We start from the raw sequence: 14,129 nt of genomic DNA on the forward strand, positions 1-14,129 counted from the left end.
ATTTGCTTTTAGCCCAATTAAGAGACTTAAAAACATTCCCTATCTATTTTTTCATATTACAAAAGGGTTAATCGTTTCAGATCTTATTTTAATGTTTTTCATAGTGCTACCGTCTCAAAGCGAGTCATCTATAAAGACATTAAAATAAACACACGTGAATAAGACATCGATCCATACGACAGATGATCTATTTATCAACCCGCACTGCATTCGAGGCTTTAGCACTAAAGGTTCTCGTCTCTAAGAACACAGTGGCTATACTGACAATAGTGTAAAAATCACGAAAAAGGAATGCAATGGCCCAAATTTGATCTCTAGAGATCAAATTTATTGACAACGAAATGCGAAAATGCACCTGTATTTATTTCTATTGTTGAACAAGTGGATATTTTTAAAACGATTGTAGTAATATCCAAGACCTTAGTTGCATTTTCATTTTCAACCAAGTTCAATAGCCTCTCTATAGTTCTCATGAAATACACTGGAATAAGCCAATGACTTCAGTACGCCAACAAAATTTTCTATTACGCAAAGAGAAAATTTTAGCCATGGCTGAGACTTTATTATTAGACAATAATCAAGACATCACCTTAAGCGAATTAGCAACGGAACTCGATATTGCGAAGGGTACGATCTACAAGCATTTCAAAAGTAAAAATCAACTTTATTTAGAGCTGATTATCTTGAATGAAACTCGCCTGCTAGAGATTTCTCAAAAGCATAACAATGATATTAAAACGTATGTTTCTGAATACATGCTTTATAATATGTTGAACTCGAACCGTACGATTTTACTGCACGTTATTGAAGAACGTTTAACCAATAATGAACGTAAACTCAAAGAACTTTTTGAGAAGCTCTACCAAATACGTGAACAACGTATTATCGAAATTAAAGACATGACCTCTGACTACTTAAAGTCTTTAGACAGCGCAATGTCCATTCGTGACTATTTATCTTATGTGTGGACAGTGACCTATGGTGCGTCGTTGTTACTCAATTCAACGCATTATCAAAAATCAATCGGTTCACGTGAACGTCTGATTAAACTGTATGTCAACCAAGCTCTTATGACACCCGATAAAATTTCACACTCAGCACTTTAAGTTTCTAAACGGCATAAAAAAAGCTAAACATGAAATGTTTAGCTTTTTTTCATATATTTAATTAGGGTCTGTTGACATTTACTGTTCATAATTAACCCTATAAAGGTAGCCATAAAAATATACAGGCTAAAGCAACAGAACTTTGATAATTTCTTTTGAGCTTGTCATATCGAGTAGCTATTCCTCTAAATTGCTTTAATCTACAAAACATATTTTCAACTAAATGCCTGATTTTATATAAATACCAGTCCATATGGTCATTGTTCGATTGGCTATTTGTTTTCTTTGGTATATTCGCTTTAGTCCCTGTTTTCCTGATCTGTTCACGCAGTGGTTCTGAATCATAGCCTTTATCTGCACATACCACTTTTGTCTCTTTTAAATCTAATGTTGATATTAAATCAGGTGCAACTTTAACATCATGTGTGGTTCCATCGGTAATCATGAAATCAATAGGATTGCCATGTGCATCAACAATCAAATGTATTTTTGAGGAGTTTCCTCCTACACTTTTAGAAATAGATTGATTCGCTATGCCGGCAGAATGTTGATGAGCACGTACATGAGAGCCATCAATAAAAATCCACTCCATATCGGGGCATGAGGCTAGTAATTTGAATAATCTAAGTAACTTACCGCTGCTTGACCAACGATTAAAACGTTTGAAAATAGAGTTTGAATGACCAAAACAACAAGGAATATCTCGCCACGGACAGCCTGTTCTAATTCTATAGAGAATAGCTTCAATAAAATTGCGTAAATTTGAGTTGTGGTGAATGGATAAATTACGCAGAATAACTTTCAACTTTTGCCAGTGTTGATCTGTCAGCATGGTACGAGGCATAGCGAATAGTAAAATTGGGTTTGGCGATTTGATTTTACTACTTCGCTATTTTTTTAAGCTAAAAGTGTCAACACACCCTAGTCTGCGGAAATATCTTCAAACAAGACTGAAGATAAATAACGTTCACCACCATCAGGTAAAATCACTACAATGGTTTTACCTGCATTTTCAGGGCGTGCAGCAAGTTCATCTGCTGCTGCCATCGCGGCACCACTTGAAATACCCACCAAAATACCTTCTTGGCTTGCTGTTTTACGCGCCCAATCAATTGCTGTAGCAGCATCAATTGGCATCACTTCATCGACCAAGTCGAGGTCTAAGTTTTTAGGAATAAAGTTAGCGCCAATGCCCTGAATCTTATGTGGTCCAGGCGTCAAAGTTTCACCACGTTTGGTTTGACCAATAATCGGCGACTCAGCAGGTTCTACCGCAACTGAGTACAGGGCTTGTTTTTTTACTTTTTCAAAATAACTTGAAATCCCTGAAATCGTACCGCCCGTCCCAACACCTGCAACTAAAATATCAACTTTACCACCTGTTGCGTCCCAAATTTCTGGGCCAGTAGTTGCTTCATGAATAGCTGGGTTTGCTGGGTTTTCAAACTGTTGTGGCAAAAAATAAGTGTCTGGATTTTCATCCAACAAACGCTGTGCTTCTTCTACTGCACCGCGCATCCCTTTTGCAGGATCAGTAAGCACCAAGTTCGCACCCAAAGCTTTCATCACTTTACGACGTTCGATACTCATGCTTGATGGCATAGTTAGAGTTAACGCATAACCTTTTGCAGCAGCAACGAATGCCAAAGCAATGCCTGTATTGCCACTGGTTGGTTCGACAATATGCATTCCCGCTTTCAGCACACCGCGTGCTTCCGCATCCGCAATCAGCGCAGCCCCAATACGACATTTTACTGAAAATGCAGGGTTACGGCTTTCAACTTTGGCTAAAACGGTGGCTGGACTTTGTATAATTCGGTTAATACGAACCAATGGTGTGTTACCAATCGCTTCTGCATTATTACTATAAACCGCTATCCCTAAATTATTAGGCGTTGGAAAAGCTGAGTCAGTACTCATACCAATGTTTCCTATGTTGTTTTTAATGATCCACTCATTATCATACCCTGATTTTTAAATGCAAACTGACATTTGGTCGGGCTTATGTTTTTATTTGATAAATAAATCACTTAAACAGAAAAAGCATGAGTTTTCCCATGCTTTTACTTGAAGAAAACAGCCGCTTTTCCCAAAAAGCTAGACGACAAAACCACATATTCAGCGTCTTCTATATGGGATGGAAAAATTTGTACATTCATCTCAAAGTTTACTTTTTGGTCAAAAATATTATCTAGCAATAATTATGCCCTTTAATAAATGTTTGTATTTTTTAAATTTATAATGATATTTTTTAAAAAGCTCTGTAATTATGATTTTAATGTTCTCTATATGATAAAATATTCAAAGCTTATTATAAATCATCATAAAGAATGAGTTTTTGATTTAAAAAATCGGCTTAAATTATATAAATATCGAGAACTTAAGTGACATTTTGAATAACTAATTTTGATGTAAATATTAAGTATATATAACTTTAGCTAATATTTTATTTCACTAAAAGCCATGCATATTGGACTTGAAAAGACAGCATTATGAACGGCTTGGTTTTATACTAAGCGCACAGTTGTTTTGTTTTATGAGTAGGTTTTAAATGAACACAGGACTTGAAATAACGTCTATGCGCGACTCTGCTGAAGTTGTTGTGAGTATTTTAAAATCTCTAGCCAATACTGATCGTTTATTAATTTTGTGTCATTTGTCGCAACAAGAACTTAATGTTTCTCAAATTGAAGAAATTACCGACATCAAACAGCCGACTCTTTCTCAACAATTAATGATGCTACGTAAAAGTGATGTGGTAAATACGCGCCGTGATGGTAAACAAATTTATTACTCCATTAAAGATGAACGCATGATTGAAGTTTTAAATACTTTGTATAGCTTGTACTGCCCAAAACCACGTCTCTAAACCAATCACTGCTATATTTTCTGTGCTATGAAAACGAATGCTAAGACTTCTTAGCATTTTTTATGCATAATATATCTAAATTTGTGATTTAGATATATTATGTCTGATTGGAATCGTCGTCTAAGCCATTATCTACCCGCATGTCAATGGCTCAAGCACTATGACACGCCTACGTTTAAGTCAGATTTACTTGCATCTTTTATCGTCATTGCCATGTTGGTTCCTCAAGGCATGGCCTATGCCATGTTGGCAGGTTTACCACCAATCACTGGGCTATATGCCAGCATTATCCCAATGATTATTTATGCCATCGTTGGTGGCAGTCCGACGCTTTCTATTGGCCCTGTTGCCATCATTTCGATGATGACCTTTGCGACTTTGAACTCGATGTTTGAAGTTGGTTCACCAGTTTATATACAAGCGGCATGTTTATTAGCCCTAATGGTCGGTATCATTTCCTTGCTGTTGGGTTTATTTCGCTTTGGTTTCCTCATCCAACTAATTAGCCACCCCGTCATCCAAAGTTTCATTATTGCATCTGCTTTGCTGATTGCGTTGGGTCAGTTGAAGTTTATTGTCGATCTTCCTTTAAAAGCCAATAATATCCCCGAGTTTGTGGTTAGTGTTTGGCAATACATCAGTTTGACTCACATAGGTACGCTGCTGTTTGGACTGTGTGCAATCGCATTTTTAATTTATGTACCAAAGATGCTGAATACTAATGCCTTAAAACGTTGGTTCGGATCGACCGTATTACTTTCGCGTACCATTCCCTTATTTTTAGTGGTTGCCTCGATTGCCTTGGTTTATTTTTTCCAACTGCAATCGCTTGGAATCAAAACCGTCGGAATCATTCCATCTGGTATGCCTCCACTCGATATGCCGTATTGGAACTGGACTTTAGTTCTGCAACTTTTGCCAGGTGCAACTATGATCGCGATGATCAGTTTTGTTGAATCACTTTCCATTGCTCAAGCCACTGCTTTACAAAACCGAAGTCAACTCAATAGCAACCAAGAACTTATCGCTTTAGGATTAGCCAATATCAGTGCCGGTTTCAGTTCCGCCTTTCCTGTAACAGGCAGCCTTTCTCGTACTGTCGTAAATGCAGATGCAGGCGCTCAGACCCCTATGGCTGGCGTCCTATCTTCGCTTTTGATTATTGTAGTGAGCTTATACTTTACCGGTTTTTTTCAGGACCTTCCTTTAGCTATTTTGGCTGCAACGATTATCGTCTCGATATGGAAACTTGTGGACTTTAAACCCTTCATCGAAGCATGGAAGTATTCTAAAGCAGATGGTATCGCGATGTGGATTACCTTTTTTGGTGTTGTCTGTATCGATATTTCCACCGGCCTGATCATTGGCATGGTTTCGACCTTTATTTTGTTGCTTTGGCGGATTAGCCGGCCACATATCGCTGTGATTGGCTTGGTCGAGGGGACGCAACATTTTCGCAATGTTGAACGCCATCAAGTTCAGACGACGGCACAATTACTGTCAATGCGTATAGATGAAAGCTTAACTTTCTTAAATGCCAATATATTGAAAGGCGAGCTGATCAATGCCGTGAGCCAACAACCTGAGTTAGCCCATGTGGTGATTAATTGCTCCAGTGTGAGCAGTATCGACTTGAGTGCTTTAGAAATGCTGGAAGATATTAATCTAGAATTGGCCAAGCAAAACATTCAACTGCATTTGTCCGAAGTTAAAGGTCCTGTGATGGATCGACTGCAAAGCTCAAAACTATTGAAACATTTAAGTGGGAATGTCTTTTTAACTCACTATCAAGCCATTCAGACCCTTTCACCTCAACTGCTTAAAACTTCATAAGAGACAGAATGCCTGCTTGCACTTTTTCAATATAGTGAGAAATATCAAGCAGGCATTTGTGATAAAAATCCATTAAACATGTCATTTTTATGAATTAAAATGAATAATAAAAACTGAAATTACAATAACTTAATTTTTATATTTAAATATTTTTCAGTCAGTTAGCAAATTAGGTATAAAATGGCGCACTTAAAATCCGTATTTTGTCCTCGTAATTTCAACAAGGCGCCTCTATGTTTTCTGTTTTAGCGCGAATGAGTCTAGTTACTCGAATTATCATTGCCATTATTTTGGGTATTGGTGTAGCCCTCGTTTTCCCAGGTGTTGCACCTTATTTGAGCCTGCTAGGCGACTTATTTATTAAAGCGTTAAAATCTGTCGCGCCTGTACTTGTATTTTTCTTGGTGCTTGCTTCTATTGCAAACTTTAAAGTGGGTCATAGTGCGAATCTGCGTCCTATTATCATCATGTATGCTGTGGGTATGTTACTAGCGGCTTTTGCAGCAGTTGCAGTCAGTATCGCTTTCCCAAGTACTTTGTTCTTAAACTTACCTGCAAATACTGACTTACAACCGCCAAGTAGCTTGATTGAAATTTTTAAGAACCTACTGCTGAGCTTTATTGCTAACCCTGTAACTGCCATTAGTGAAGCAAACTTCATTGGTATTTTAGCGTGGGCTGTGGCCTTGGGTGCTGCATTCCGTCATGCCAAAGACTCAACCAAAGACTTACTCAATGATACTGCACACGCAGTAAATAGCGTGATTCGTTTGGTGATTAACTTTGCGCCTATCGGTATTTTCGGTCTAGTGGCGGTAACCTTTGCAGAAACAGGTTTAAGCACATTAGTAAGCTATGCACACTTATTGGCTGTCTTACTCGGCACAATGGCTTTCGTTGCCTTAGTCATCAACCCACTTATGGTTGCTGTGGTAACACGTAGCAATCCGTATCCATTGGTATTTCAATGTTTACGTGAAAGTGGTATCACTGCTTTCTTCACGCGTAGTTCTGCTGCGAACATTCCTGTGAACTTAGATCTTGCCAAACGTTTGGGGGTACCTGAATCTACAGCGAGCGTAGCCATTCCACTCGGTGCGACCATTAACATGGCGGGTGCATCAGTAACTATTACGGTGCTTACACTGGCAGCAGTCAATACGCTAGGTCTTAATGTTGACTTTACCACCATGATGATTTTATCTGTGCTTGCAACAGTTTCAGCATGTGGTGCTTCAGGTGTTGCGGGTGGTTCTCTACTCTTGATTCCAGTAGCGTGCGGCCTATTTGGTATTTCATCTGATATTTCAATGCAAGTCGTTGCAATTGGTATGGTGATTAGCGTACTACAAGACTCTACTGAAACCGCATTGAACTCATCCACTGACGTATTATTTACTGCAGCAGTTGACCGCGCTTCAAAATAATATATTGTAGAATCAGTATATTATTTCTTTTTTGAAGTTATGCCATTTCAACACTTACCACTTTGGATTCAACTGGGGGCATTCTTTCTTGCAGTCAATGCAGGAATGATTAATGTCTTAGGACTGGTGACTGTTTTACACCAGTCTGTTTCCCATATGACTGGTAATGTAAGTGTTTTGGCGATGTCGCTTGTACATTGGCAATCCGAAAGCATTTTATATTTGCTATTAGTAACTGTCTGCTATGTCATCGGTTCATTTTATAGCGGTGTAATTCTGGGAAATAGTCACTTTCGATTGGGACGCCGCTATGGCGTACCACTCACGTTAGTGGCTTTTTTTATTTTTCTGTGTTGGTTCTTTCTGCCTTATTTTCCACGCTATGCTTTACTCTGGGCCTGCGTCGCAATGGGTGTGCAAAATGCCATGGTGAGCCATTATAAAGGCACTATCATTCGCACTACACATTTATCGGGTGTCCTTACCGACCTCGGCTTAGCACTTGGTTATCGTGTGCGCGGACTCGTGGTTGAGCGTCGGCGTGTAGTTTTACATCTTTTGATTTTAAGTGGCTTTTTAATCGGCGGACTCTGTGCAAGTTGGATGTATCCCTATTTAAAACTCAATTCTTTTTTAGTTCCAACAGCATTAAGCTTGATCCTTAGTGTTGTATATTGGATCATTTACTTTCGTTATCGTCGTTTTTAAACGCAGTTGTGGAATTCGCTATGGTAAAAAATGCATTACAGGCTCAGTTACTCAAAGCCGGTTTAGTTGACAACAAAAAGGCCAAAAAACTTTCTAAACAAGCAGTGCATGAGCAAAAAACAGGTCAAAGCAGTGAAGCTGAGATCAAGGCAAAAATTGCACAAGACAAACAGCAAAAACAGGCCAAAGATCAAGCCATTGAACTTGAGAAGAAAGCGATATTGCAAGAAAAAGAGCTCAAAGCGACGATCATTCAAATGATCACGCAGCATAAAATTCGGGATACCGATGGTGACGTGGCCTATCAGTTTATTGACGATGGCAAAATCAAAAAACAATATATCAATCAACAAATTTATAATGCCTTGGTTGCTGGTAGCCTCGTGATTGCACGTGATCATGAAAGTTATGCCTTCTTACCTAAAGCTTTAGCTGATCGTATTAATGCCAAACTTGAAGGCTTTATTATCGTAAATACTTCAGAGAAAAATGAAGCAGTCACCGATGAGGAAGATCCATACGCTGCGTACGTGATCCCTGATGATCTCATGTGGTAATTTGAACCATCAGAAGCTTCCATATTGGAAGCTTCTTTTTTCCTAGTTCATTATAAAACTAATTTACCATTCCACTGACCTGACACATCCCGACCATCAACAATTTATACTTCATGACATTCAAATATCGATTTAAAAACCGAATCTACGAGAGTAAATAAACAAGTCGTTGATAACATGTATAAACTTAGTGACACAATTTGCTTAATTCGCATAGCTGATTACACTATTTACAGTGTTTTAATCAAAAGAAGATCGCATTTTGGATAATTTTCATTTTATACAGAGTTTAAAAGATTGGTCGGATCAGTATCCTTGGATCGAAATGCTGACAGGGTTCTGCATACTCATTCTAGTGGCTATACTGGCGTATATTATTGCCAAGCATGTTGTCGTTCGCGGCATTCGGCATCTCATCACTAAGCTAAAATTTGCCAATCACGACATCATGTCGCAGCATAGCGTGATTCGTCGAATTGCGAACATTGTCCCAGCAATCGTCATTATGAATGGTATCGTTACCGTTCCTCACCTATCTGCGAAAATGGTCACCTTTGTCCAAATGGCGGCACAGGCCTTTATTTTCTTAACCATTGCGCTGGCGATTGGTGAATTACTGAATATATTCAATTTGGTTTATCAACGTAATCCAAAGTCTAGAAATAAGCCTATCAAAGGCTATCTACAGCTGATCAAACTCATTATTTTCATCGTTTGTGGCTTGATGATCTTAGGGACTTTCCTGAAAAAAGATGTCTTCACCTTGCTGGCGGGCTTCGGTGCTATGGCGGCAGTGCTGATGTTGGTCTTCCAAAATACCATTTTGTCTTTGGTGGCTTCTGTTCAGATTTCATCCTACGACATGGTTCGCATTGGAGATTGGATTGAAATGCCATCTCTGAATGCAGACGGTGATGTCATTGATATGTCATTACATACCATCACTGTACAGAACTTTGATAAAACCTTTACCACGATCCCAACCAACAAATTGGTCACAGATACTTTTAAAAACTGGCGGGGTATGTCACAGGCAGGCGTACGTCGTATCAAACGCTCACTTTATATAGACCAAAGTAGCGTTCACTTTATGTCTGAAGCAGAGCAAAGCAAACTTAAAGAGTTTTTATTATTAGACCAATATTTGGATCACAAAAGCACAGAGCTGGTTGAGTTTAATCAAAAACTGAGCAATACATCTCCTTGTAATCAGCGACGTTTAACCAATATCGGGACCTTCCGTGCGTATGTTGAGCTGTACCTTAATCAGCATCCGAACATTTCAAAACACCAATCTTTAATCGTACGTCAGCTACAACCGACTGAAAAAGGCTTGCCACTGGAAATTTATGCATTTAGCAATCAAATTGCATGGAAAGACTATGAAGCGATTCAGTCGGATATTTTCGATCATTTAATTGCCATTCTTCCCGAATTTGGTCTCAAAATTTACCAAGCACCATCGGGATATGACATGCAAATCGCACTGTCAAACCCGTAATTTTTTCACTTTGGTATGCTAAAACTACCCTAGTTTTGGCATACCAAGGTCTTAAAAATACAGAATAATCATTTCAACATACGGTCTAAATTACTAGTTTTAGAATACAGATTCTGAAAATACATAACATTAGTTTTTCAACAACTGTGTTATTTACGTTGTGTATTATGTAAATTAAATACTTGATTATTTACATGAAATATACCTCAATATCACAATATCAACCTTTTCTCTTCATTAAATTAGCCACTCCTTTTCACTTTGTAAGACTTTCTAATCAGACTTTTATATCTATTCATCTACATTTCTTGCTATCAATACTGCTACAACAACGTTTAGTCTCTGGCAATTTACACAGACGACTGAGGTATTTTCATGCTAAAATTTTCAAATTCTGCTTATTTATAAAACGAGTCATTAACTCATAAATGACTTATTTTTTTGAAGGTTTTATTCATGTTCAAATGGTTTGAAAAACGTGTTGATCCCTATCCAGACGAAGGTTTAAACCAACCTTTACCGACCACGTTCTTTCCGTTTGTATGGCAGGCCGCTAAAGGTGTGCGTGGCTATTTGTTGATCTTGGTTTTATTCACGGCTGGGGCTGCCAGCTTTGAAGCTTTGTTCTACGCCAAAATTGGTGACTTAGTGAATTGGCTCAGTAAAAGCCAGCCAGAAACATTTTTATCGGAACATGGTTCAAACTTAGCCCTTCTATTCTGTATTTTATTGGCCAATATTTTATTTGCCAGTTTACAGTCGATTATTAAACACCAAATATTATTTAGTAATTTTCCTATGCGTCTGCGCTGGCGCTTTCATAATTTACTACTGAAGCAAAGTCTCGACTTTTTTCACAATGACTTTGCAGGACGCCTCTCCGCAAAAGTCATGCAAACCGCACTGGCAATACGTGAGTTTTGGGTTATTTTGGGTGACATGTTGGCTTATGTGCTGATTTATTTTGTCACGGTCAATCTGGTGCTTGCCGCTATTTCTCCGCTCCTAATATTACCGTTACTGGTCTGGTTAGCGTTGTTTATCTGCGCAGCGTATTACTTCATTCCACGTTTGAGCAAAGTTTCAAATGAACAGGCTGATGCCCGAGCTGTAATGACTGGCCGTGTTACCGATGCCTATACCAATATTCAAACAGTAAAGCTTTTTGCCCATGCAGGACGAGAAAGCTTATATGCCAAAGCCTCGATGCAAGAGTTCATGGTCACCGTCTATAAACAAATGCGTTTAGGTGCTAAATATGAAATCAGCATCCTGTTTTTAAACATAGTGCTTTACGCGGGTGTACTGGGCACTGCGGTTTGGTTATGGATGAATGGGCGAGTTGAACTCGGTGTTATTGCTGCTGCAACGGCTATGATTTTAAAACTGAGCAGTATTGCTGAATTTATCATGTGGCAAACCTCAGCACTTTTTGAAAGTGTCGGTACCATTCAAGATGGCATGAAAACTTTAGGTCGTTCGATCACGATTCAAGACAAACCTAATGCCAAAGACCTTGAAGTTAAACAAGGCATGATCGAATTTAAAGACGTCACTTTTGCGTATAACAGTAAAAATGTCATAGACAATTTAAACCTACGCATCCGAGCTGGTGAAAAAATTGGGATCGTGGGTCGCTCTGGTGCAGGGAAATCAACACTGATTCAACTATTGCTACATTTTTATCAATTGAAACAGGGTGAAATTTTAATTGATGGGCAGAATATCGAAGATGTCACCCAAGACAGTTTACGTCGTAATATTGCCTTAGTGACTCAAGACACCTCCCTGCTACACCGTAGTGTTGCAGAAAATATCAAATATGGCCGTCCCAATGCGAGTGATGAAGAAATGTATGCTGCTGTACGTAAAGCCAAAGCCGAAGAGTTTATTCCTCAGCTGAATGACTTACGTGGTAAATCAGGTTATGAAGCCTATGTTGGTGAGCGTGGAGTGAAACTTTCAGGTGGCCAACGCCAGCGTATCGCCATTGCTCGTGTGTTCTTGAAAGATGCACCAATCTTAATTTTAGATGAAGCCACCAGTGCCCTAGACTCAGAAGTTGAAGCTGCAATTCAATCTAGCCTTGATGACTTAATGCAAGATAAAACGGTGATTGCGATTGCGCACCGTCTTTCAACCATTGCTCAAATGGATCGTTTGATTGTGCTTGATGAAGGTCGTATTGCAGAACAAGGGACACATGAAGAACTGATTCAAAAAAATGGTATCTATGCGCACCTTTGGCAGCGTCAAACAGGTGGATTTTTAACGGAACAACATCCGATTAAAAAGAAAGAAGCCTAATTTTACTTTCCATTTTCAGCACGCTTAGATCGTTATCTCAATGATTTTAGCGTGCTGATTTTGAAAAGATTTTACTTAATTTTTAGCATCATTTGCTGAGCCTTTATTTTTATCGAGAGTCTTATATTTTTGCTCAGAAATTTATGATATTTATAATATCGTTCCACTAAATCAAAAATGTAAAGGATACTGAATTGCTATAGGCTCGGAACATATTGTCCAACAATATGCTCCATGAATTTGAAATATTCATGCCAATATAACTTCAGTCAGAAAAGAAAGAAAAATGCAATGGATCGCGCATGAAAACAGTTTCACTTCGCCAAGATCAAGGAATTCCTGGTGTTTATGGCTTATTGTTGTTAGATGTTGTGTCTCGTTGGGGCTATAACGCAGAGACGCTATTTTCCCCTTTTCAACTCACGAGCGAACAACTCGCAGAGCCTGACTTTCGCATACCTGTTCATACTGCCAATGAACTTGTGAAGTTGGCTAGCCGTCTCACTGGTGAGCCCACGCTTGGCTACCATCTAGGCACGCAAATGCGTATTTCAATTCATGGCTTCATTGGCTATGCCATTATGACAACTCATGATATTGGCGAAGCCTTGGTACTTGCTAACCGCTTTATTCAACTGCGCATGCCTTTTTTGCAGCTTTTCTTTTCCACCTTTGGCGAAAAAGCGACTTTACAATTACGCTGTGATGTCGATATAGAACCGTTGCGTACCGATATTGCGATCAGTATTATTTTTGGCATTGTTTCTATGAGTAAGGCGCTCACTGGCATTGAAAATCTGGCTGGGGAAATTGATTTCGATTTTCCAGAACCCGAAGGCTTTGATCGCTATCGTGCAAAGCTACCTAACCATAGTGTTCGCTTTGATCAACCACATTTACTTTTGAGTTTTGATAAGCATTATCTCGGCTTTAAAATGGTCAATGCTGACCCACTTGCAAGCCAAATAGCCATTAATCAATGTGAAGCTGAGCTCTCAGCCATGGGCGAACGCCGAAGATTATCGATGCGTGTACGTGACATTTTGACGCGCTCAGAACAACACTATTTAAGCATCGAGCATGTGGCTGACCTCTTACACATGTCTGATCGAACACTGAAGCGCCAATTGGCTGCTGAAAGCACGTCTTTTTCAACCATTGTGGATGAAGTGCGTTACCGTCATGCCACGTCACTTTTGTCACGTACAGACTATAGCTTAGAGCAAATCGCGGATGAACTGGGATATAGTGATGTGGCAAATTTCAGCCGAGCATTTAAGCGTTGGAGTGGACGCAGCCCGAGTAATTGGCGTAAAGATCCGTATTTATAGATCTTTTGTTTTGATAAAAAAGCATGTATAAATCATGCGAAAAATTATTTTTGTATTTTAAGGAGTTATTCATGAATCATCCTTCAGAATTGAAGTATGCAAGTACACATGAATGGGTGCGTATTGAAGGTGATCTTGTTGTAACTGGTATTTCAGACCATGCACAGGATGCCTTAGGCGATTTAGTCTACGTTGAAACACCAGAAGTTGGTCAACAAATCACTGCGGGCGAACAAGCGGGTGTGGTTGAATCTGTAAAAACAGCTTCTGATATTCATGCACCAGTTTCTGGCACCGTGGTAGAAATCAATGCCAATCTGGAAGATGATCCTGACTTCGTCAATGATGACCCCTACGGCAAAGGTTGGATTTATAAAATCAAACCAGACAATATCGCAGATGTAGAACAACTCCTTTCAAGCACAGCCTATGAAGCGGGTCTATAAGCCTAGTATTCATATTTACGGCTCAAAAAATCAGTCTACGGACT

Annotated in this window: 11 protein-coding genes and 1 pseudogene; 10 read left to right on the plus strand and 2 right to left on the minus strand. The window is 39.1% G+C overall.

Annotated features, from left to right (window positions below; genetic code table 11):
• Nucleotides 1-494: 494 nt before the first annotated feature.
• Nucleotides 495-1,106 carry a TetR/AcrR family transcriptional regulator gene (locus AC4CUZ_RS12825; protein WP_335997074.1) on the plus strand — a complete coding sequence of 204 codons (612 nt, stop codon included), beginning with the start codon at nt 495-497 and terminating at the stop codon, nt 1,104-1,106.
• A 78-nt stretch (nt 1,107-1,184) separates the two neighbouring features.
• Here the strand turns inward: AC4CUZ_RS12825 and AC4CUZ_RS12830 are convergent.
• Nucleotides 1,185-1,950: pseudogene (locus tag AC4CUZ_RS12830) on the minus strand (IS5-like element ISAba31 family transposase).
• 77 nt (nt 1,951-2,027) lie between these two features.
• Nucleotides 2,028-3,026 carry a cysteine synthase A gene (cysK, locus tag AC4CUZ_RS12835; RefSeq protein WP_490747688.1) on the minus strand — a complete coding sequence of 333 codons (999 nt, stop codon included), beginning with the start codon at nt 3,024-3,026 and terminating at the stop codon, nt 2,028-2,030.
• Between the two features lie 631 nt (nt 3,027-3,657).
• Here cysK and AC4CUZ_RS12840 point away from each other — a divergent pair.
• The 9 genes from AC4CUZ_RS12840 (at nt 3,658) to gcvH (ending at nt 14,085) form a co-directional block, all read left to right on the plus strand.
• Entirely contained in the window at nt 3,658-3,975 is a 318-nt protein-coding gene (locus AC4CUZ_RS12840) for an ArsR/SmtB family transcription factor (RefSeq protein WP_004693230.1), read from the plus strand.
• Nucleotides 3,976-4,074: 99 nt separating this feature from the next.
• Nucleotides 4,075-5,808 carry a SulP family inorganic anion transporter gene (locus AC4CUZ_RS12845; RefSeq protein ID WP_490747689.1) on the plus strand — a complete coding sequence of 578 codons (1,734 nt, stop codon included), beginning with the start codon at nt 4,075-4,077 and terminating at the stop codon, nt 5,806-5,808.
• Between the two features lie 233 nt (nt 5,809-6,041).
• Nucleotides 6,042-7,235 (plus strand): serine/threonine transporter SstT, encoded by a 1,194-nt coding sequence (gene sstT / locus AC4CUZ_RS12850; protein WP_490747690.1) that lies wholly within the window; start codon nt 6,042-6,044, stop codon nt 7,233-7,235.
• Between the two features lie 39 nt (nt 7,236-7,274).
• Nucleotides 7,275-7,943, plus strand: a complete 669-nt coding sequence (locus tag AC4CUZ_RS12855) for a YoaK family protein (RefSeq protein WP_010326651.1) — start codon at nt 7,275-7,277, stop codon at nt 7,941-7,943.
• Nucleotides 7,944-7,963: 20 nt separating this feature from the next.
• Nucleotides 7,964-8,500, plus strand: coding sequence for a DUF2058 domain-containing protein (locus tag AC4CUZ_RS12860; RefSeq protein ID WP_004693234.1), 537 nt, complete (start codon nt 7,964-7,966; stop codon nt 8,498-8,500).
• A gap of 262 nt (nt 8,501-8,762) precedes the next feature.
• Entirely contained in the window at nt 8,763-10,001 is a 1,239-nt protein-coding gene (locus AC4CUZ_RS12865; protein WP_078389085.1) for a mechanosensitive ion channel family protein, read from the plus strand.
• A gap of 456 nt (nt 10,002-10,457) precedes the next feature.
• Complete coding sequence (locus AC4CUZ_RS12870) at nt 10,458-12,308, plus strand: ABC transporter ATP-binding protein (RefSeq protein WP_078389083.1); 1,851 nt, start codon at nt 10,458-10,460, stop codon at nt 12,306-12,308.
• A 302-nt stretch (nt 12,309-12,610) separates the two neighbouring features.
• Entirely contained in the window at nt 12,611-13,639 is a 1,029-nt protein-coding gene (locus AC4CUZ_RS12875; protein ID WP_004979806.1) for an AraC family transcriptional regulator, read from the plus strand.
• 71 nt (nt 13,640-13,710) lie between these two features.
• The gene (gene gcvH, locus AC4CUZ_RS12880; RefSeq protein ID WP_004693240.1) at nt 13,711-14,085 is read left to right on the plus strand and encodes a glycine cleavage system protein GcvH; all 375 of its coding nucleotides are present in this window, start codon (nt 13,711-13,713) and stop codon (nt 14,083-14,085) included.
• Nucleotides 14,086-14,129: the final 44 nt, after the last annotated feature.

It is taken from the genome of Acinetobacter sp. 789_lipA, assembly GCF_058242845.1.

Excerpts from the sequence above, each read along its gene's own strand:
- AC4CUZ_RS12825 (WP_335997074.1), top strand. The coding sequence starts at position 495 with ATGACTTCAGTACGCCAACAAAATTTTCTATTACGCAAAGAGAAAATT.
- cysK (WP_490747688.1), bottom strand. The coding sequence starts at position 3,026 with ATGAGTACTGACTCAGCTTTTCCAACGCCTAATAATTTAGGGATAGCG.
- AC4CUZ_RS12840 (WP_004693230.1), top strand. The coding sequence starts at position 3,658 with ATGAACACAGGACTTGAAATAACGTCTATGCGCGACTCTGCTGAAGTT.
- AC4CUZ_RS12845 (WP_490747689.1), top strand. The coding sequence starts at position 4,075 with ATGTCTGATTGGAATCGTCGTCTAAGCCATTATCTACCCGCATGTCAA.
- sstT (WP_490747690.1), top strand. The coding sequence starts at position 6,042 with ATGTTTTCTGTTTTAGCGCGAATGAGTCTAGTTACTCGAATTATCATT.
- AC4CUZ_RS12855 (WP_010326651.1), top strand. The coding sequence starts at position 7,275 with ATGCCATTTCAACACTTACCACTTTGGATTCAACTGGGGGCATTCTTT.
- AC4CUZ_RS12860 (WP_004693234.1), top strand. The coding sequence starts at position 7,964 with ATGGTAAAAAATGCATTACAGGCTCAGTTACTCAAAGCCGGTTTAGTT.
- AC4CUZ_RS12870 (WP_078389083.1), top strand. The coding sequence starts at position 10,458 with ATGTTCAAATGGTTTGAAAAACGTGTTGATCCCTATCCAGACGAAGGT.
- AC4CUZ_RS12875 (WP_004979806.1), top strand. The coding sequence starts at position 12,611 with ATGAAAACAGTTTCACTTCGCCAAGATCAAGGAATTCCTGGTGTTTAT.
- gcvH (WP_004693240.1), top strand. The coding sequence starts at position 13,711 with ATGAATCATCCTTCAGAATTGAAGTATGCAAGTACACATGAATGGGTG.